20 protein-coding genes are annotated in these 18,553 nt (G+C 41.1%); 16 read left to right on the forward strand and 4 right to left on the reverse strand.

Going from position 1 to position 18,553, the window contains the following annotated elements; translation table 11 throughout:
• Window positions 1-142: 142 nt before the first annotated feature.
• The 14 genes from ACFWMP_RS10865 to ACFWMP_RS10930 all read left to right on the forward strand — a co-directional run bounded on the left by ACFWMP_RS10865 (window position 143) and on the right by ACFWMP_RS10930 (window position 14,413).
• On the forward strand, window positions 143-694 hold the full coding sequence (locus ACFWMP_RS10865; protein WP_379423687.1) for a sigma-70 family RNA polymerase sigma factor: 552 nt from the start codon (window positions 143-145) through the stop codon (window positions 692-694).
• On the forward strand, window positions 684-1,982 hold the full coding sequence (locus ACFWMP_RS10870) for a DUF4179 domain-containing protein (RefSeq protein ID WP_379423689.1): 1,299 nt from the start codon (window positions 684-686) through the stop codon (window positions 1,980-1,982). Before ACFWMP_RS10865 ends, ACFWMP_RS10870 begins: the two co-directional genes overlap by 11 nt.
• Window positions 1,983-2,050: 68 nt before the next feature.
• Window positions 2,051-2,512 carry a hypothetical protein gene (locus ACFWMP_RS10875; protein WP_379423691.1) on the forward strand — a complete coding sequence of 154 codons (462 nt, stop codon included), beginning with the start codon at window positions 2,051-2,053 and terminating at the stop codon, window positions 2,510-2,512.
• A gap of 144 nt (window positions 2,513-2,656) precedes the next feature.
• Window positions 2,657-3,142, forward strand: coding sequence for a hypothetical protein (locus ACFWMP_RS10880; protein WP_339242440.1), 486 nt, complete (start codon window positions 2,657-2,659; stop codon window positions 3,140-3,142).
• 194 nt (window positions 3,143-3,336) lie between these two features.
• Window positions 3,337-5,307 (forward strand): serine hydrolase domain-containing protein, encoded by a 1,971-nt coding sequence (locus tag ACFWMP_RS10885; protein ID WP_379423693.1) that lies wholly within the window; start codon window positions 3,337-3,339, stop codon window positions 5,305-5,307.
• 145 nt (window positions 5,308-5,452) lie between these two features.
• Complete coding sequence (locus ACFWMP_RS10890) at window positions 5,453-6,184, forward strand: class I SAM-dependent methyltransferase (RefSeq protein ID WP_379423694.1); 732 nt, start codon at window positions 5,453-5,455, stop codon at window positions 6,182-6,184.
• Window positions 6,185-6,249: 65 nt separating this feature from the next.
• Entirely contained in the window at window positions 6,250-6,846 is a 597-nt protein-coding gene (locus ACFWMP_RS10895; protein WP_379423695.1) for a hypothetical protein, read from the forward strand.
• A 20-nt stretch (window positions 6,847-6,866) separates the two neighbouring features.
• A complete protein-coding gene (gene cysC / locus ACFWMP_RS10900; protein WP_262495725.1) occupies window positions 6,867-7,406 on the forward strand; it encodes an adenylyl-sulfate kinase in 540 nt (179 codons plus the stop codon).
• A gap of 189 nt (window positions 7,407-7,595) precedes the next feature.
• Window positions 7,596-9,575, forward strand: coding sequence for an ABC transporter substrate-binding protein (locus ACFWMP_RS10905; protein WP_379423696.1), 1,980 nt, complete (start codon window positions 7,596-7,598; stop codon window positions 9,573-9,575).
• A gap of 84 nt (window positions 9,576-9,659) precedes the next feature.
• The gene (locus ACFWMP_RS10910; protein ID WP_379423697.1) at window positions 9,660-10,688 is read left to right on the forward strand and encodes a FecCD family ABC transporter permease; all 1,029 of its coding nucleotides are present in this window, start codon (window positions 9,660-9,662) and stop codon (window positions 10,686-10,688) included.
• A complete protein-coding gene (locus ACFWMP_RS10915; protein ID WP_339797167.1) occupies window positions 10,681-11,682 on the forward strand; it encodes a FecCD family ABC transporter permease in 1,002 nt (333 codons plus the stop codon). Before ACFWMP_RS10910 ends, ACFWMP_RS10915 begins: the two co-directional genes overlap by 8 nt.
• 39 nt (window positions 11,683-11,721) lie before the next feature.
• Window positions 11,722-12,783: an NAD(P)/FAD-dependent oxidoreductase gene (locus ACFWMP_RS10920; RefSeq protein WP_379423698.1), complete on the forward strand. Its 1,062-nt coding sequence runs from the start codon at window positions 11,722-11,724 to the stop codon at window positions 12,781-12,783.
• A gap of 234 nt (window positions 12,784-13,017) precedes the next feature.
• Window positions 13,018-13,797: an SDR family oxidoreductase gene (locus tag ACFWMP_RS10925; RefSeq protein WP_379423699.1), complete on the forward strand. Its 780-nt coding sequence runs from the start codon at window positions 13,018-13,020 to the stop codon at window positions 13,795-13,797.
• A 139-nt stretch (window positions 13,798-13,936) separates the two neighbouring features.
• On the forward strand, window positions 13,937-14,413 hold the full coding sequence (locus ACFWMP_RS10930; RefSeq protein ID WP_339265942.1) for a GNAT family N-acetyltransferase: 477 nt from the start codon (window positions 13,937-13,939) through the stop codon (window positions 14,411-14,413).
• A gap of 172 nt (window positions 14,414-14,585) precedes the next feature.
• Here the strand turns inward: ACFWMP_RS10930 and ACFWMP_RS10935 are convergent, their stop codons facing one another.
• From ACFWMP_RS10935 to ACFWMP_RS10950, 4 genes are all read right to left on the reverse strand, one after another.
• Window positions 14,586-14,945, reverse strand: coding sequence for a VOC family protein (locus ACFWMP_RS10935; RefSeq protein ID WP_042189812.1), 360 nt, complete (start codon window positions 14,943-14,945; stop codon window positions 14,586-14,588).
• A 54-nt stretch (window positions 14,946-14,999) separates the two neighbouring features.
• Window positions 15,000-15,167, reverse strand: a complete 168-nt coding sequence (locus tag ACFWMP_RS10940; RefSeq protein ID WP_379423700.1) for an SRPBCC family protein — start codon at window positions 15,165-15,167, stop codon at window positions 15,000-15,002.
• A 2-nt stretch (window positions 15,168-15,169) separates the two neighbouring features.
• Complete coding sequence (locus ACFWMP_RS10945) at window positions 15,170-15,256, reverse strand: hypothetical protein (RefSeq protein WP_379424298.1); 87 nt, start codon at window positions 15,254-15,256, stop codon at window positions 15,170-15,172.
• 115 nt (window positions 15,257-15,371) lie between these two features.
• Window positions 15,372-16,193 carry a helix-turn-helix domain-containing protein gene (locus ACFWMP_RS10950; protein WP_379423701.1) on the reverse strand — a complete coding sequence of 274 codons (822 nt, stop codon included), beginning with the start codon at window positions 16,191-16,193 and terminating at the stop codon, window positions 15,372-15,374.
• A gap of 122 nt (window positions 16,194-16,315) precedes the next feature.
• On the opposite strand from ACFWMP_RS10950, the gene ACFWMP_RS10955 reads away from it, so the two are divergent.
• Together ACFWMP_RS10955 and ACFWMP_RS10960 are read left to right on the forward strand one after the other, a co-directional pair.
• On the forward strand, window positions 16,316-17,020 hold the full coding sequence (locus ACFWMP_RS10955) for a class I SAM-dependent methyltransferase (protein ID WP_379423702.1): 705 nt from the start codon (window positions 16,316-16,318) through the stop codon (window positions 17,018-17,020).
• Window positions 17,021-17,040: 20 nt separating this feature from the next.
• Window positions 17,041-17,790, forward strand: coding sequence for a DUF4184 family protein (locus tag ACFWMP_RS10960; protein ID WP_339242413.1), 750 nt, complete (start codon window positions 17,041-17,043; stop codon window positions 17,788-17,790).
• Window positions 17,791-18,553: the final 763 nt, after the last annotated feature.

Below are 18,553 nucleotides of genomic sequence, written 5' to 3' on the forward strand. Positions count from 1 at the left end.
CTAGATTGGGGTATAGAAGAGACTTATTTTCCTTAATATTACATTTAGGTGAATGAAACCATACATAGTATATAAAAATTATTTTATGGGAAATGAACTTTTTAAGTTACTCCTAACTCTTATAGGGGAGAGAGGTGAAGGCATGGATGTTGCTCGTTGGGTGAAAAAAGCCAAAAAGGGGAATAAAGAAGCATTGCTCCACTTAATCATGTCTGAAAAAGACGTTTATTATAGGCTAGCGTTCAGCTATATGGGGAATGCGCATGATGCCATGGATGCCATGGACGATATGATCGTCACACTTTATGAAAAGATCGGTCAACTAAAGAAAGAGGAAGCATTTTATAGCTGGAGTAAGACGATTTTGGTGAATGGCTGTAAACGACTCCTTCATAAGCGCGGCAAGCTGGTGCTGTTAGAGGATTGGAGTAAGGTTGACGATAGGGAAATAGGCCAAGTAGTGAGTAGTAATGATCCTTATCGCAGAAGTGAGCAGCAAATGGATATGGAGACCTTGTTGTTACAAGTAAATGAACATCAGAGAGAAGCGATTCAATTAAAGTATTTTCATGATCTCGATTATCAAACGATAGCTGACATTACAAAGGTTTCGATAGGAACGGTTAAATCAAGAATTTACCATGGATTACAAACGCTCAAAAATCAGTACAGAGGTGATGTTGATGAACAATAATGTCGAGCAACAATTAGCTGATGAGAAGACGCGCATAGCATCCATTACCGCACCTGAAGAATTAGAAATGAGATTAAGAAAGGCTTTGAATTCGGCTCCCGCAAAAAGAACGAAAAGAATAGCACCGATTTGGAAGGTTGCGGCGGTTGTTTTATTGGTGACAGTGATCTCTGGACAAAACTACAATGCTTTTGCTTATTTTGGCAAACAGCTTTTTGGCTTTGATGAATTGCTTAATGGCACAACTTTACAACAGCTAAATGAAAAAGGGTTGGGACAAAACATCAACAAGAAAACTACGTTACTAGACGGAACAACTCTTACCATTAACGGAATTATGGCGGACGCCAATCAATTCATTATGTATTACACCTTAACTAACCCAAATGGACTAGAGGATATGTCTGTAGACGCTTTTAGACCCTCAAAAATAAGTGGTTTTTTAACCGATTCTAACGCAGTAAGTGGTACATCATTAATCAATGAAGAGCATACGGAGATTAAAGGACAGATGTCGTTTGACAGCGTAAATCCATTTTCAAAAAAACTAACGTTACACTTTTGGCAGCAGCTAGTAGAGAACGGCCAGATGAGCGAAGGAACAGTTACGTTCCCTTATAACCCTAATGAGGCCATGGAAACTCAGATTAAACAATCGATCAACAAGAAGGTTAAAGTCGACAAAGGGACGATTACCTTCAAATCAATCACAGCTACACCAACGATGACTGTAGTAAAAGGGAAGCTGGATGTCGATAATTTTGATCGAGTGAAGCTTGGATTACATGGGATACAATTAATTGTCGATGGAACACCTGTAGAGATTCTGGGTAGTGGTAATCAAACCTCATTAGGTGGAAGAACATTTGATATTCGCTTCGACACATTGCCTAAGGAGCTACATTCCATGCAGCTAGTCGTTAAAGAGTTTCCTGGATATCAAAAGCTGGACGAAAAGTATTCCCTGACTTCCCTTAGTGATAAGCCATTGATGTTGGATGATAAAGAATTATGGTTAAAAGATGTCTCCAAAACCTCCCAAGGCATCGAAATAACAATCGCTTCTGACGATGATGTAATGCTGGATGGTGTGTCTATAGAAACAAACAACGAGAGTACATCTTTAAAAACAACGATCAATCAAAAAGAGACAAAGCAAGTGGACGGCAAACTAATGAAAGAACGAACTTTATTATTTGATACACAAGCAGAGCCTGGGTCACTACTAATAGAAGGAATACACTATTTGAAGGCATACAATAAGGTGATTGAGATTCCAGTAAAGTGAAGAAAAGTGTAATATCCATTTTTTATAACATATGGTAATCTATATGGACGTGAGAAAAGGAGGGGCACATGGATCATATAGGGGTTTATGAGGTGAGTCGTCCTTCATTAATGTCACTTCTACTATCAATGATTATTTCAAGTGGCTTACTATTGACAAGCGTCATAAAAAATACGAACGGTAAAGTACTTTCGTATATCGGATATTTTTGGGTAATCTTTTGTCTGATAGTTGTAATCGTATTGCTCTATAGGATCATTACGATTAGAAGGTTCATTGAAATCAAGATTCTTCCGGACTCAATAATAGTTGGAAATAAAGAAATTGAAGCAAACCGAATTGAGAATATTTATGTAAAGGGCTATTTCAAGCCAGTAATAGGGATTAAACCTGTAGATCATAAATTTGCTCCCTATAGATTATGTTTTAGTTTTCTTGAACAAGAATACAGGGGAATGAAAGAACTAACCAAATGGGCTGAACGTAATCAAGTTAAACTGTCTCACAAAAGATTTATGAGATGGCTCTAAGGGGCTTTGGCAATATAAGGGGTGTTCCAAGAGCCTTGAAAAGGCTAATGGGGCGCCCCGTCTTTTTTCTCCAAGCACTAAGATGCAATATCCATTTTTTATAACATATGGTAATCTATATGGACGTGAGAAAAGGAGGGGCACATGGATAATACAGAGGTTTATAGAGTGAGGCGTCCGTCGTTAATACCACTTCTGGTGTATATCAGTCTGCTAATGGGGATTCAATTATTTCAAATTTATAATTTAAACTATCGCTATACAAGTAGTGACAACTTAGTGCTATCTTGTTTACTTTATGGTCAGGCTATTTTGTGTTTCATTGTTGCAATTGTTTTAGTCTACAGGATATTTACGATCAGAAGAGTTGTTGAAATTCAGATTCAACCGGAATCTATATTAATAGAAGATCTAGGAATAGAAGCAGAGCGGATTAATGACATATATATAAAAGGATATTTTAGTCCTGTAATTGGGATTAGACCTAAAGTGAATAAATTTGTTCCTTATAAATTATGCTTTAATTTTCTGTCACAAAAAGATGAAGATGAAATAATGAAACAGTTAAAAGCTTGGGCCGAACGAAATCAGATCAATGTATCTCATAAAAGTTTTTCGAGATGGCTCTAAGCTCCTCTAAACTAATATGTGAAATGAAAGACACTGACTCCTTGTTGGTGTCTTTTTTTGATTAAATCGTTATGTCATATGACATGTAACGAAGCTAATTGGTGACAGAACGTTTCTAGCTAGAATGACAATCCGTTTGTGATACTCAGAACAGGTTTACTATTTACAACTAACCCTATAGAGGAGAATGGATTATGAAGAAAAAGACACGCAAGCTTAGCGTCATCGCACTATTATTATCAACAGCTGTATTTACAGCATGTTCAGCACCAGTCTCCACTAACGCAACCAGTTCGAAAGGATCTTTTAATGGAAAAGAAATCGAGGCTTTCGCGGACCCTATATTTGCGCAGAAAATGAAGGATTACAATGTGAACGGATCCAATTTTGTAGTGGTTAAAGACGGAAAGGTGCTCGTGAATAAAGGGTACGGATATGCGGACAAAGAAAAGAAAACACTTGTCGATAAGAATACCGTCTTTCAGATCGCATCCGTGTCGAAGACATTTACCGCTTTAGCAGCTTTGCAGCTAGTGGAACAAGGAAAGATGGATCTTGATCACGATATCAATGCGTATCTTGGAGGAATGAAAGTACCTAATGAAACGGAAACTCCGTTAACCTTAAGAAATATGTTGTCATACACAACGGGCTTTGATTACCCGGATAAAGCTAACTTTGTTGCACCGGAATATGTAGATCAAGACATCCCAATGAAAAAGTTTATGACGGAGCATATGCCGACGGTCGTTCGGACACCTGGTGAAGCTTACACCTATGATAATTTTGCATTTTTACTTGCGGGTTATGCGATTGAGAACGTAAGTGGTACCCCGTTTTATAAGTATATGGAGAACCATGTGTTCAAACCGTTAGGAATGAACTCTACTAGTGCTCGATTTACCCCAGTGCTGTTAGATAGAATGGCCACGCATTATGGTCCAGATGGTAAACCTCACCCAACCTTTGGGCATGCTCCTACCGATGGGCCACAGGGCAGCATCCTTTCCACAGGAGAAGATATGGCTAAATATTTAACTCTTTTTCAACAACAGGGTAGCGTGAATGGAAAGCAAATCATTAGTAAAGAAACCACAAAGATGATGCAAACCTACTCTGTATTTGCGAATGAATTGCTTCCGATGACGACGATTGGAGGATTTGAAGGGTATCGTAATGATCTGATGAATGGCTATCATGTGGTTCTCAAAGGTGGAAATATGCCTGGTCATCAATCACTGATCGTATTATTGCCAGAGGAGAATACCGCTTTCTACATGTCCTATAACAATGACACAATGATGAGCTTAGATATTTATGAAGCCTTGATGGATCACTATTTTCCTGAAAAGAAAGCACCAGAGGCGCCAACGTATCTCCCATTGCCTGCATCAGAAGCTACTAAATATACTGGAACTTATTTGAACACCAGATTCTATTTCTTGAAATCGAACTTCACCTATGCAGATGGCAATCTGATTATGGAGACTGGAACAAGCGGTACACATACGTTACGAATGATTAATCCGCTATTGTTCGAAGATGAATTAGGTAACAAATTGGCCTTTAAAAAAGATCATAAAGATCAGATCGAATACTTTTATTATACGAATCCTAATAGCCCAGACTTTGTTTCAGATGCTCGTAAGGTTCACACGAAGCCAGCATTCGCTGATGTATCCGAGGAGAGCGCTTATAAATCTTACATCGACAACCTGTATTCGCTTGATGTGATAAGTGCTAAATCTGGCAACAATTTCAAACCACAGGGAACGATTACGCAAGGTGAGTTTATGGATGCTCTAATTCTTGCCCATGGATGGTACGGCTTTCCTCATTTAATTGAGGGGAATAAAGAATTAACGAAAAAAGGAATCCCTGGTTTTGATCGTAATGCTGTCATCACAAGACAAGTAGCAGCCGTTATGATTCAAAATCTAAAACAAGCTAAGCAAGCTTCAAAAATTACGCTTAAAGGTGACACAGACTCATGGGCCACTGATTCGATCATAGCATTAGTGTCACAAGGCATTGTAGATCCTGATACAAAAGTGAATGATGACGGGTCTGTCGATTTTCGTTCTAAAAAGCCTTTGCTTCGCCAAGAAGCGAGTGCATTACTTGATCTTGCTTTTGGATACTATACGTTGCCAATCAAACACTAAGAATTGGACACCTCAGAGAGACTCTTTGGGGTGTTTTTTTTAATGATAGGAGTTTAAGAGCTAAATGAAATTATCGGTAGTATAAGGTTGTTTTAAATGCTAAAATTACCCAAAAGTATACTCTAAACAGCAAGGAGGTATTTTTTTGGATTACAAAGGGTCATCGGTGTATGACAATGAAGATTTTTTCTATAACTATTTATTGAGAAGAAACAGAGCGGATAGCCCAAATAACATTATTGAAAAGCCGGTTATATATGATCTTATGGGCGATGTACTTGGGAAAAAGGTGCTCGATTTAGGATGCGGGGATGCTAAGTTCGGATATGAGTTGCTTGAGCAGGGATGTAACTTTTACGAAGGTGTGGAAGGTTCAAGTAATATGGTCAAAGCGGCAAAAGAACTGTTAAATACATCTAAAAGTGAGATTCACCATGCTACTATGGAGAGTTGGAATTACCCAAAAGAGAACTATGATTTGGTAATCTCTCGGTTAGCTATTCATTATTTACAAGACCTAGAACCAATCTTTGATAGTATCCGTAGTGCGCTTATCCCTAATGGTCAGTTTATTTTTAGTGTACAGCATCCGGTTCTAACATCATCCATGAAAAGTGCAACAACTTCAGAAAGAAAGTCGGACTGGATCGTCGATAACTATTTTGAAATGGGTAAGAGAATGGAGCCTTGGATTGGAGAAAGTGTAGTTAAGTACCACAGAACTTTTGAAGAGTATTTTCAGTCACTGAAACAAGTCGGATTTAAAATAGAGGATATCAGAGAATGTAAACCAAATCCTCAATTTTTTAATAGTGAAGGAGAGTATAAGAGAAGGATGAGAATCCCACTTTTTCTCGTGTTTAAATGTATAAAATAGTTTGTTGAAGTAACGCTAGTCTAATGAGCATATGAATGAAAAGAATTGCAATAAGGAGGACTAAGATGAAACGGATGCAGTTTATACGCCCAACCGAGCATTACGATCATAGAATTACTGATATCGATGAGCAGATTTGTGCTTTGATAAAACAACGTAAGGAACGCTCGGATAATAATCCAGGATTCCCATCTTTTGAGTATATTTCAGATTGGGCGGCGAGGTTTGAACTTTACGAGGATTTTTTGAAATCGGTATTTGGGACATTATTTAATGAAGAACATTTTAAGCCGATGGTCGAGCCAACGGATTTTAAAAAACATATTGCTGTTCTACAATCTATTGAGGCAGATGAGTTCTTCTATACACTGACCTCTATACGACAATACAGTAATGCAAGTGTTATCACGCTTAGTATGGATTGGGATATTACCTCTGAATTATATGCTAATAAACCTAAACACTTTGAGTTATATATAGATAAATCGTATGATTGTCGAATGACGAATGGTGGAAGTTCATCAGGACATGCAGCCTATAACTACGTAGTATCTCCGCCTCTCCCAGATGATAACTCCGGTATTACATTAGTGTTTAAGGAATTTAGTGTACCCTTAAAGAAGGACGGGACAGGTACTGAAATTGTGTTTAAGCTAGAATAACTATACAAAGTATTTTAACAATAGAATCTAGCAGGAAGAGGTACGTATCTATGAATCAAATGATCTGGCTAACTGGACTATCGGGTTCAGGTAAATCTACGCTTGCAGAGGAACTGAAAAATCACATTGAGAATTGCTACATTCTGGACGGTGACACATTGAGGAGAGGTATTAATCAGGATCTTCAATTTAGCGAAGAAGATCGACTGGAAGTTGGTAGAAGAATTGGTGAGATTGGTAAGATTCTGCTTGATGCGAACCTGAATGTGATCGTTGCCTCGATCTCTCCCTACCGCTCTACACGCGATAAGGTCCGTTCTCTCATAGGGGATTCCTACAAGGAAGTTTATGTTCAATGTCCTTTGGAAGTATGTGAAGAGAGAGATCCGAAAGGTCTATATAAACAAGCAAGAGCCGGACAAATCAAGCATTTTACGGGTATTGATTCTCCATATGAGGAGCCCGTTAGCCCGGATGTGATCGTAGAGACAGACAAGTTTTCCTTAGATGAATGTGTGTCGAAAATCCTTCAACACACATCAGCTATGGGGAGGAAATAAAACATTTATTAAATTTGATAGAAAAGACGAGCAAACCATCAACGGTTGCTCGTCTTTTTACGTTCCATTGTCAGTAACACTGCTGGAAAATAGTTCTGCGAATATCATTGTAAATGATAATCATTATCATATATGATGGGGGTATAAATCTCTCAACATGGAGTGATAGAGAAGGGGGAGCGCAAGACAGTGACATTGAATGATCAAGCTTTGCTATGGAATCAGGCATTCATCAAGATCATAGATATACGACATACAAGAATGGAACAAGGCGAGGAGCTGCATGCGTACAGAATGCCCTCAAGCGTCTTCTTATATGTGACTAGAGGTAGCGCACATCTCCAACTGGACGGCATAGCACACCGCGTCAGCCGGTTTTCCTTGCTCCATGGGGGCAAGGGTCTCTACCTTGATATTACGGCAGATGAGCTGCTGGAATACTATATTATTTTGTATAAAGCAGTACTAGCACTACCATCCCGTCAAGAAACGATCAAGCTGATGGATAAGCACAATCCGTTTCAAATGCAATATGTATTTAAGCCCCATTATCCGATTTCCGTTTTCCATCATGTCACCTCCATGAGCAAGGAGTGGCATCGTTCAGATCTACTCAATAAGCTTCAAGTTAAAGCGATATTTTATCAAATGGTTTATGAAATTCTAGAGCAGATGGAACGCCAGAATATCATAGCCGTTAAGCCAGACTTGGTGGCCCAAGCGGTTCGTTATATTCATGAACGCTATCGGGAGCCGATAACGCTTGAGACGCTGCTTGAACACCTTAGTTGCAGCTCCAGACAGCTACTGCACGCCTTTAAGAAGCAAGTGAGAACGAGCCCGATCGATTATTTGATTCAATTGCGGATGAGCAAAGCGAAGCAGTTGCTTCTATCCACAGATTTCACGCTGAAGGAAATTGCCGAGAGTGTAGGCTATACTGACAGCTATTATTTCAGCCGTATCTTCAAGAAATACGAGGGTGTTTCTCCCACCAGCTTTAAAGAAGCAGCGTTGCAACAGGAGCAGCGTCGAAATAATCCATCCTTCGTGTTCAGATCTCCCATTGTTGCTAGAAGGCAGCAACGTTATATTGGTAATGAGTTTGAGAATCATTATCAATATAAAAGAGAAGGGGAAATACCGATGTATCGTAAGTCAAGAACAACAATGGCAGCAACCTTATTATTTTGTTTCGTTCTCTTTTTGAGTGCATGCTCGACAGGGGGAACGAATGTCACACCGACAAGCAACAGCACTTCTACTAATAATGTTGCAACTTCCGCAAGTCCAGCTGCGAGTCCGTCGACGGATGTAAGCAATGACACAAGAGTGATTAAGCATGCGATGGGGGAAGAAACGCTTACCGGCGCCCCTGAACGTGTTGTCATATTGACCAATGAAGGAACAGAGGCACTTTTGGCACTGGGCATCAAACCGGTCGGAGCCGTTCAGTCTTGGATTGGTGACCCTTGGTACGACCATATCAAGAAAGACATGGAAGGCGTTACGGTTGTGGGAGACGAGCTTCAGCCGAATATTGAATTGATCGCGAGCCTCAAGCCGGATCTGATTATCGGTAATAAGGTCAGACAAGAGAAAATCTACGACCAATTAAAGCAGATAGCTCCGACGATATTCTCCGATGACCTGGCAGGAGATTGGAAGATTAATTTCAAGCTCTACTCCGAAGCTTTAAACAAGCAGGAAGAAGGAGCGCAGGCGATGGCAGACTTCGATAAACGAGTTGCGGAAGTCAAGGCGAAGCTCGGTAGCAAAGCAGACACGAAAGTGTCGGTGGTGCGCTTCTCCGCGAAACAAGTGCGTATTTATCAAAAGCAAACGTTCTCCGGCGTGCTCTTGAGCCAATTAGGAATTGCACGGCCTGAGTCGCAGGATAAAGACTCCTTTATCGAAGTGATGACCAAAGAGACGATTCCTAGCATGGACGGCGATGTGCTCTTCTATTTCGTGTCGGAGACTCCGGGCAAGGACGATGCATCGAAGGTCGTGGAGGAATGGAAAAAAGATCCGTTGTTCCAAAATTTGAGCGTTTCAAAGAACAACAAGGTGATTCAAGTCGATGAAGCGATCTGGAACTCGGCAGGAGGATATGAAGCAGCCAATCTGTTGCTGGACGAACTCGTTAAATACTTTGATGTGAAATAATAAAGGCGTATCGAATCAACAAGCTGGCGCTGTATTCGCGTCAGCTTGTTGACGATTCCGGCAGTTTAGTTGTTAAGACTGCCAATGAATAGGAGGCTCGGTGCAGACGTGAATGGTTCTTTCCTAAGCAAGCGAAAGCTCGCCGGCCTAGTTGTCGGTGCAATTTTGCTTCTAATTAGTATGTTATGCAGTGTATTGTATGGTCTTCATCAATTCAGCTTGAAAGATCTATGGCTGGCTTACAGTCAATTCAACGGTTCCAACGAACATCTTATTCTGACGAAGGTTCGTGTTCCCCGAACCCTGATTGCGGCACTGGTGGGGGCAAGTTTAGCAGTAGCCGGGGCGATAATGCAGGTTCTGACAAGAAATCCGCTGGCTTCGCCCTCCGTCTTCGGTGTAAATGCGGGCGCTGTGCTATTTATAGTCATCGGGCTACTCGTATTCGGTTCCTCGTTAACGATGAGCGGCATGGTCTGGCTTGCTTTCGCAGGTGCGGTTGCAACATCGGTGGTCGTCTATACGCTTGGCTTGCAAGGAGGCGGTTTCGAGCCGGTAAAGCTGACCTTGGCCGGCGCTTGTATGGCAGCTTTCGCTTCCTCAATTACATCCGGCATTATTCTAATTAATAAGCAATCGTTGGAATCTGCCTTATTCTGGATGATCGGCTCTGTAGAAGGAAGAAATCTGGAGCATTTATTGATGGTTCTGCCTTATATGGCAATAGGAATGACGATCTCACTATTACTCTCGGGCTCGTTAAATATTATGGCGATTGGAGACGATAGCGCGAAGAGCTTGGGACAGCGTCTAACGCTGGTCCGCGTGCTGTCTGCTACGGCAATTGTACTATTGGCGGGAAGCTCGGTAGCAGCAGCTGGTCCGATTGCTTTCATAGGACTTATTGTCCCTCACTTATGCAGATACATCGTTGGGCATGATTTTAGATGGCTGCTTCCTTATACCGCATTAGTTGGGGCGATTCTTTTGGTGACTGCGGATTTAGCATCGCGCTTTATTCTGGAATCCAGAGAAGTTCCGGTTGGTGTCGCAACGGCGATTATCGGCGTTCCCTTTCTGATCCATGTGGCTAGGAGGAAACAGCATGCTTAAAGCGCGTATAGCGAAGCATTCATTCTTGTTGTTTTTAGGTTTAACTTGTCTCGTTGCTGCCTTGTCACTCCTTAGTTTATCCGTTGGGGGAGTTAGCGTACCATTAAAAGAGGTACTTGCTTCTCTTACGGGGCGAAACGCAGAAGCCAGCAACCTGATCATTATGCAGTTCCGTTTGCCTCGAATAGCAGCCGCTATACTCATTGGCGCAGCATTGGCTGTAGCGGGTGCGCTATTACAGGGCGTCATTCGCAATCCTCTCGCTTCGCCCGATCTGCTGGGTGTAACCGGAGGGGCATCGGTAGCTGTGGTTGCCTTCATGACTTTCGTGACCGGCTACAGTATCCACTGGGTACCGTTCATTGCCATCGGCGGCGCGTTGGTTGCGACAACAATTAATTATGTATTTGCTTGGAAAAAAGGCGTGTCGCCGTTTCGGCTGGTGCTGATCGGCATTGGCATTTCTACGGCAATGGGCGCGCTCACAACGTTTCTGCTAATTAGCGGGCCGGCTTATTTGGCCGCACAAGTGCTGAATTGGATGACGGGAAGCATCTACGGCACCAATTGGAGTTATATTGAAGTGCTGTGGCCATGGGTAGCGGTATTCATTCCTTTATCGCTACTGCTCGCGAAGGAATTAAATGTGCAATCCTTAGGTGAGGATGTCGCTCGCGGGCTTGGAAGCAGGCTTCAGTTAAGCCGAATGATTCTCTTATTTTATAGCGTTGCACTTGCCGGTGCTGCAGTTGGCGTAGCCGGGACGATATCGTTCATCGGATTGATGGCACCGCATATCGCCAGAATGCTGGTTGGAAATTCTTACAAGCTGATCATCCCGGTATCCGCATTAATAGGTGCAATCATTCTACTGTTGGCGGATTTGGCAGGAAGAATGCTTTTTCAACCGCTAGATGTTCCGGCAGGCGTGTTCACAGCAGGCATTGGAGCTCCTTTTTTCATGTATCTGCTGTTTAAGCGCAAGAAGATTTAGATCTTCTTTCAAAAGGATGAGAACAGAGGGAGGCAAAGAATGGGTCAGAAATTGGAGCTTTTTGACGTAACAATAATCGGTGGAGGACCGGCGGGGTTGTATGCTGCCTTTTACAGCGGAATGCGCGACATGAAGACGAAACTGATTGAGGCGAGAGAGGAGCTCGGAGGAAGGACATTAATGTATCCGGAGAAGATCGTCTGGGATGTCGGCGGCATGGCCCCCGTTCGAGCAGCGCAGCTGACAAAGCTCATGATCCAGCAAGCTCAAACTTTTGATCCGACCATTGTACTGGGTCAACAAATTACCGGGTTGGAGAGATTGGTTGATGGCACGATGCGTATAACATCTGCAACCGGAGAGCAGCATTGGAGCCGGACGCTGATTTTGGCCATAGGCCATGGTGCGCTAAAACTTGCTAAGCTTAATCTGCCTGGAGCGGAAAATTACGAAAAAAATAATCTCCATTATAACGTTACGGATGTGGCAAGCTTTCGCGGTAAAAGAGTGCTAATCTCTGGAGGCGGTGATTCAGCTGTCGATTGGGCTAATGAACTAGTAGGAATCGCTTCATCGGTTACGCTCGTGCACAGGCGGGAACGATTCAGTGGTATGGAACGGAATGTGAGGCGGATGAAGGCATCGAACGTTCAAGTTCTTACGCCATATGCCATTAAGGATTTATATGGGAATGGCAATCGTCTTGATGCTGTTTCAATCGCTCCATTAAATGCGGAGGGGGAATGGACGGATGAAACAGAACAGGAGCGTCTTGCGGTGGATGCCGTCCTAATTAATCATGGGCTACGCGGGGATTTAGGTCCTATTGTAGATTGGGGGTTAGTGAGAGAGGATTGGAATTTTAATGCGGACGAGAAGCTGGCAACCAATCTTCCAGGAGTGTTCGTGGCTGGAGATACGGCAAATTACGGCAGCAAGCTTTATCTTATTGCCGGAGCTTTTACGGATGCAGCGTTAGCCGTGAACAGCGCCAAGTTGTATATCGAGCCGGATGCGTCAACAAGAGCGCAGGTCTCCTCAAATAACAGTAAGTTTGATGAGAAGAACAGGGCGTTAGAGCTTGTAGAGGAACGAAGCTGAAGGGATGACTTACAAGCGATGTAAATTCATTAATAGTTTTGGAAGTTTATCTATGTTTGAAGCAGAATTTCAGCTACTATTGTTAAAGGATAGAACAGTAACTGTTCCTACACTAATGCACATAATTAATAAGACGGTACACTATCTCCCTTATAGTTTAGTGATGCTGAATCTGCTTATGTCTATGGATCTCTACCTATCTATCCTTCTAATTTATGATCGGAGATGGTATAGATGAACTCATTGAAAAATAAAATAGCAATCGTTACTGGAGCAAGCAGATCCACAGGAATCGGAACAGCCATATGCCGTTCACTTGCAAGCCAGGGCGCAGATATTTTCTTTACGCATTGGCATCCTTTTGATGAATCAGAAGGGAATGGTGGAGAAAAGGAATGGCCGGAGCAACTTTGTGCAGAACTGAAAAGCTTGGGAGTCAGGGCGAGTCATATGGAAGCGGATTTTTCCAATCCTGAAATCTCAATAAAGATTATGGATCACGTAGAACAAACTTTAGGAAATGCTTCCATTTTGATTAACAATGCAGCTTATTGCGTGCCCACGAATTATCAGACCCTGAGCATCACTTCGTTAGATCAACACTATGTAGTGAACAATCGTGGCACGGTTTTACTCAGTACTGAATTTGCCAGAAGATTCGAAAAGAATCATTCAAAGGGGACTCCAGGTAGAATTATTTTTATGGTTTCTAAAGGGCCTGACCCTGATAACCTGGCTTATATATTGACAAAGGGTGCATTAATTGGATTAATTGAACCTCTTTCTGTTGGTTTAGCTCCGCTTCATATCACAGTCAATGGTTTTGATCCGGGTCCTACGGATTCCGGGTGGATAACGGATGAGATGAAAACTCATTTTTTACCTATGTTTCCAATGGGAAGAATCGGTTTGCCAGAAGATGCAGCTAGAGGCATTAGTTTCTTAGCGAGTGATGATTCGCAGTGGATTACAGGGCAAGTGATAAAGTCTGAAGGTGGATTTCTAGGAAAATAAAAGACATAAGTACTTCATCTTGGCTACCGATTGAACGGTAGCCTTTTTTAGCTAGTGGGCAGACTATCGCTACAAAACATGGAAATTTATGATATAATATCCAAACTCAATAATTCAGATATGAAGGGAGAAGCCCAGCATGATTACTCTCAGAAAGATTACACTAGAAAACCGACGTGCCATTTTCAATTTGGAGGTTTCAGACGATCAACGTCGCTTCGTAGCGTCCAATTTATCAAGCATGGCTTCGTGTTATGTCCTTGTAACTAATGGTGGTCATCCATTTCCGTTTGCGATTTACGAGGATGAAGAGCCGGTTGGTTTTGTGATGATGACTTATGGTATTACTGGATATGAAGTGCCATCCTTTGTAAATGATAGCTATTGTATCTTGCGACTAATGATTGATAAACGATACCAGAATCAGGGCTACGGCCGAGAAGCCATGACAAGAATTTTAGAATTTATCCGCACTTTACCGGCAGGCCCCGCACAATATTGCTGGATTTCTTATAAGGCTGATAACTTGTCCGCTAAAAGGCTCTATGAAAGCTTCGGTTTCCGTGACAGCGGCGAAATTATTGAAGAAGAGCTAACAACCGTATTACGACTTTGATTTGCTTTTTACTTGGAGATTTCGAACCGTTTTGTGAAATCATCGTTACTTTGAAGCAGTATCAAATCACAATTCACGTATCGGAGATGGAACTGGCTCCCATGTATTGATCGATGTCTCATAGCAATGAGAGAAACTGCTACTCGAAAATGCTAGTAACGGTTTATACTAATTATCTATATTCCAACAGTTCAATTACATTGCCAAACGGATCTACAATGGCGCTATAGATGCCTGGAGGACACTCGCGAGGTTCATCGTATAGCACTTTGATACCAAGCAGCTTATATTGCTGAATAGAAGCGACTAGGTCCTCGACTTGGAGTCCAATTACAACTTGTGATTCTCTTGGATACTGAACTTGAGTATTGAGCTCCACTTGACAGAGTACAATCGGGATAGGTTCGTGCTTCAAGCTAATAAGGCAATCATCATATTGGGTGGAGATTTCGAATCCTAATTTATTACAATAGAAATCAATGGCAACAGTCATATCTGCTATGTTAATAGAAATAACACTGATATTAGGCATACAATTATTCCTCCAATAGGTTAGAATACGTGCACAAACAAGGGATAGGATCATTTATTGACAGCACAATATTCCTTGACCTGCCTCTAACTTGCTCTTAAGACTTGAAAGCATCTGTGCCCAAGCCTGCTCATGCCAGCTTCTAGCGGTTTGTGAGGGTTCAGATTCTGTCCATCCCGAATGACATATCGTAACAAGTGTACCATCGGAAAGAGCTTTCAATTTCACCTCCCTTCCTTCAATTCGACTAATACTTCTGGTGCAAACCATTCCGATAGACGATCCGCTTCAGTCCATGCCTTCCATACCAATTATAGATTACTGTTAACGACGATTTGTGATACTAGACTCATCTGGTCACCTCTTATCAGGAAGATTACTGTCAATTTGATTAAGTATATGTGATTAATCAGCTTGTAAAGTCTTCTAGTTTGCTCGCTTTCGGTTAAATTTCTCAAACAATAACAGCGGCAAATTAACGACGATTGGTGGATCATGCGGGAGAGGATCTCTTAAGAGGATGTGTACGTGCAACTTCGTTGTAATATTCACTTCAACAGGTTCATCAAATTTCCCTCGCAAACATGTATCTAACTTAAAATAGTCAACAGGATTACGACTCCATGGAATACCTGCTGCAAGTATGTAATACGTACCAGGTGAGATATCAGTAAATATGCATTCGTGATTGCGCATATTGAGCGCAGTACCGACGATGGGTTTCTGATCGGGAATGGGGCGTGGAAATAAACCTACAAATAATAGACCGCGAAAATCCGGTGGTGTCTCTAGTTGACAGTGAATGCACATTTGTGGTGAGGATGGCAATGTATCAGATGTTAAGGGTGTGTGTTCATATTGATTCATATGGGAGAATAACTCAGACGAAGTGGCTGCAAACTTCTTAGGTGATAGGCCGACGAATTGCTTGAACCGATGATGGAAGGAGCCGGCACTTCGGAAGCCTATCGAGAGCATAATCTTCGTTAGCAACGAAGGTTGTTTCAGCAGCGCTTGTTTACCAGATTCAATCCGCAAGGCGGACAAGTATTGGCGTGGTGAAATTCCCGTTACCTTCTTAAATATTCTAGTGAAGTGATAGGCGCTATAACCGACTAGATGAGCGAGTTGCTCTGAAGTTACTTCTTCATCAAGATGCTCCTTCATGTATTGAATAGCTAGCTCCGTCGCGTGGATATAGCTATGATGTGGTAGATGAGTAGGCTCTACGTTAACCATCTCCTTCATTATCATAGGGGGTTCATAGTGTGTAATATTAATAAAACCTATATATGTAGTATTTTAGGTTTTATTTGAACGCAGTACAATGCTTAGTTGAAATATGTAATAAGGAAAGCTCGAGGTGTGAAATGGACAGAGTAGCGAATATAAGAACTGAAGAGAAGAGATATCATGACTTGTGTTACGATAGTTATAATTTGTTCGAGCCAGGTTCCTGGTTACATAGACCCGTAAAAACGGTAATCGATCTATTAGAAGAATACAGAGATCAAGAATACTTAAGTGTATTAGATTTAGGAGCTGGGATTGGTAGAAATAGTATCCCCATAGCGGAATCCATGAAAAATAGAAATGGGAAGGTAGTTTGTGTTGATTTATTGGAGTCGGCCATAGAAAAATTGGAAGGTTATAGTCGAAAATTTGGAGTCGAACCATTTATTGTAACAAGACTATCTGACATTGAATATTTCATTATCGATCAAGAGGAATATGACATTATCTTAGCTGTATCTGCCTTGGAACATATAAGTTCGGAAAAAGCTCTGGAAAGTAAACTTAACGAAATGATTATTGGAACTAAAAGAAATGGAATTAATTGCATTATTATCGGATCGAACATACAAGAGGTAAACCTTGAAAATGGACAAGAACTAGACCCGATGTTTGAAGTGAATATACCTACAGAAAGAATGATTGATTTATTAGTTCAGCAGTACACTGGATGGGAAGTTAAACAACGATTTGTAAAACAAATAGAATATGAAATTGATAGAAAAGGCCACCCCGTAAAACTGTCAACAGATTGTATAACCTTTGTTGCTAAAAAAATATAATAAACACTAGGAGAGTTGTTATGCCTTTCACTTTTGCTCATCCTATTTTTGCACTTCCTTTTAAATATGTGAACCCAAAATACTTTAGTGCTACCGGCTTGATTCTAGGAAGTATGTCACCTGATTTTGAATATTTTATTATGCTTGAGCCCCATCACAGTATAGGGCATTCTATAACAGGATTATTTTTACAGGAAATTCCCCTATGTGTGATTATTGCACTAATTTTCCATTTTATAGTTAAGGAGATATTAATATTGCATCTTCCTTCGAACTATAATATAGATCAACGAGCGTACAATACCTTGAGCAAGTGGAGATTGACCTCTAAGGGCTGGGTAGTGTTCATCATATCTGTGATTATTGGTTTCTTTACTCACGTGTTCATCGATGGTTTTACACATTTCAATGGTTACTTTGTAGAACAATTTCCCCCATTAAGGGATATAGTGATTTATAATTTCACTCTTTATAAAATATTGCAGCATTCGTTTTCTATATTCGGATTACTCATGGTAACTTGGATCATAGTTAGGTCGTTGTATCGACATCGAGAAACGGTAACAATGATACCAACAGTTACAACAATACAAAAAAATATTTTCTGGACATCAGTAGTTGTTGTAGCGATAGCAGTAACTAGTATGAAGTTACTTTTTAGTTCGAGCAGGAATATAATTGGTATTCTTGTGGTTTCGCCTATTACAGGGGGATGTTTAGGAATATTGCTTGTATCGATCGTAATAAGAGGTTTACAAAAGACAAAATAATCATAATTCGATTCGTTAAATAAATTACGAGTAAGAATATCATCGCATCATTAAAGCATCCATTGGATGTTTTTTGAAATAATAGAATTTGTAAAATTTTGAGACTGCGGAGAAATGTGAAACAAATTCAATGGATGGTCCTATATTCAACTGTTGGCCATGGGGAGCCCTGTTTTTTATTAAGCACACGCCTCTTTGGGATGTAGAACGGACCGAGTGGATCTTATATCCTCCGAAATGCATGTTTTAGTCGAGCTTACGGGCAAATGTAAGCGAAAAACCGAATACAATGTGCCGCCGGTAACGTAACGAGCTAAATGTATGCGAAAAATCGAATACAATGTGCCGCCGGTAACGTAAACGAGCCAAATGTAAGCGAAAAACCGAATACAATGTGCCGCCGGTAACGTAACGAGCTAAATGTATGCGAAAAACCGAATACAATGTGCCGCCGGTAACATAAACGAGCCAGCGCCGTTATTCGCCCTGATTCACCCGGAATGGGCTTGTTATTAGGGAATAAGTGCAATATGGCCCGTCCCTAATATATGTGCTTATTTCATCGAAATAAAGGCTATACGGTTGGTAAGCGAAACCTCACACGGATACGAGTATGGAATTACGGATGTACTCAGCTTGTAACTTTACCTCCAAGGACGCCGTCAGGTGCTTTTTTTTATTATTTTAAAAATGGTTGAGAAATACATAGTTAATAAGGGGAACTTTACTTATAATATTATTTTAGCGTATTTTTCCAGTACGC

The organism is Paenibacillus sp. NPDC058367 (genome assembly GCF_042723305.1).
In the GTDB taxonomy this organism is placed as follows: domain Bacteria; phylum Bacillota; class Bacilli; order Paenibacillales; family Paenibacillaceae; genus Paenibacillus_AQ.